Source organism: Kitasatospora sp. NPDC058492, assembly GCF_042720685.1.
In the GTDB taxonomy this organism is placed as follows: Bacteria; Actinomycetota; Actinomycetes; order Streptomycetales; family Streptomycetaceae; genus Kitasatospora.
In genome coordinates this window covers 70,634-71,708 of sequence record NZ_JBHXMU010000009.1, presented here as the reverse complement: position 1 = coordinate 71,708, position 1,075 = coordinate 70,634, and the positions used below count along the sequence as shown (strand labels likewise).

The window sequence follows — 1,075 nt, the reverse complement described above, 5'->3', positions numbered from 1 at the left end:
GGCGTGGCGCTGGGCACGTTCAGCACCACGTCGACCGCTGGGACCGCGTCGTGCCCGGTCAGCAGTGCCGGCAGCGTCATGACGGCCAACTGCACGGGCTAACCAACGACCGGAAGGGAGAAGCCCCATGCCCGAACTGGAACTGTACGCACTCGAGGACTCCCTCGAGATGGAGACGCTCGCCGAGGGCAACGCGCTCGCGTCCGTCTCCACCGCAGGATCGGTCGGCACCGCGTCGTGCCCGGCCACCTCGGCGTCCTCGTTCACCTCGTTCTCCAGCTACACCTGATCATTCGCCGGAGGCATCCGATGAGCGACTCGTACCTGTTGGAGCTTGACCTGCACACCGTGGAACTGCCGGATGACGGCCTGTTCCTGGAGCAGGTCCCGGAGGGCGTGGCGCTGGGCACGTTCAGCACCACGTCGACCGCTGGGACCGCGTCGTGCCCGGTCAGCAGTGCCGGCAGCGTCATGACGGCCAACTGCACCTGACCGAACGGACAACAAAAGAGAAGGGAAGTTGATCCATGGTCGAGAACACGACCGACAGCCAGTTCGACCTCTACGCGTTGGAGGGCGAGCTCGCGATCGAGGAGCTGCCGCAGGGCAACGCCCTGGGCTCCTTCTCCAGCCTGACGTCCGCGTCCAGCGCGTCCTGCCCGGCCAGCTCCGCCACCAGCCTCACCACGGCCTCGAGCGCCGGCTGACCGGTCTGGTGGGACTCCGACTCCGAAGGAGAGGAGGTGAGTACAGATGACCGAGAACACGACCGACAGCCAGTTCGACCTCTACGCGTTGGAGGGCGAGCTCGCGATCGAGGAGCTGCCGCAGGGCAACGCCCTGGGTTCCTTCTCCAGCGCCACCTCGGCGGGGAGTGCGTCCTGCCCGGCCAGCTCCGCGTCCAGCTTCACCACGGCCTCCACCTACGGGTGACAGGTAGCGATTCCGCAACATCCTGAAAGTTAGCGGCCCGGGGGGGACCGCCCCAACGGACCGGGGCCCCCCCCCGCCCCCACGACCCGGGCGGTGACACAAAAAAAAAAAATCAACCCGGAAAAAACCAGGAGGGCAGGGG

The 1,075-nt window shown here is 66.9% G+C and carries 5 protein-coding genes; all 5 read left to right on the top strand.

Going from position 1 to position 1,075, the window contains the following annotated elements:
• The first annotated feature begins 3 nt into the window (after window positions 1-3).
• The 5 genes from ACFWPI_RS08850 to ACFWPI_RS08830 are packed head-to-tail and all read left to right on the top strand — an operon-like array spanning window position 4 to window position 933.
• Window positions 4-102, top strand: a complete 99-nt coding sequence (locus ACFWPI_RS08850) for a thiocillin family RiPP (protein WP_380424698.1) — start codon at window positions 4-6, stop codon at window positions 100-102.
• A 25-nt stretch (window positions 103-127) separates the two neighbouring features.
• On the top strand, window positions 128-289 hold the full coding sequence (locus ACFWPI_RS08845; RefSeq protein WP_380373626.1) for a thiocillin family RiPP: 162 nt from the start codon (window positions 128-130) through the stop codon (window positions 287-289).
• A 20-nt stretch (window positions 290-309) separates the two neighbouring features.
• Window positions 310-492 carry a thiocillin family RiPP gene (locus tag ACFWPI_RS08840; protein ID WP_380373628.1) on the top strand — a complete coding sequence of 61 codons (183 nt, stop codon included), beginning with the start codon at window positions 310-312 and terminating at the stop codon, window positions 490-492.
• A gap of 35 nt (window positions 493-527) precedes the next feature.
• Window positions 528-707, top strand: a complete 180-nt coding sequence (locus tag ACFWPI_RS08835) for a thiocillin family RiPP (protein WP_380373630.1) — start codon at window positions 528-530, stop codon at window positions 705-707.
• Window positions 708-753: 46 nt separating this feature from the next.
• Complete coding sequence (locus ACFWPI_RS08830) at window positions 754-933, top strand: thiocillin family RiPP (protein ID WP_380373633.1); 180 nt, start codon at window positions 754-756, stop codon at window positions 931-933.
• Window positions 934-1,075 lie beyond the last annotated feature (142 nt).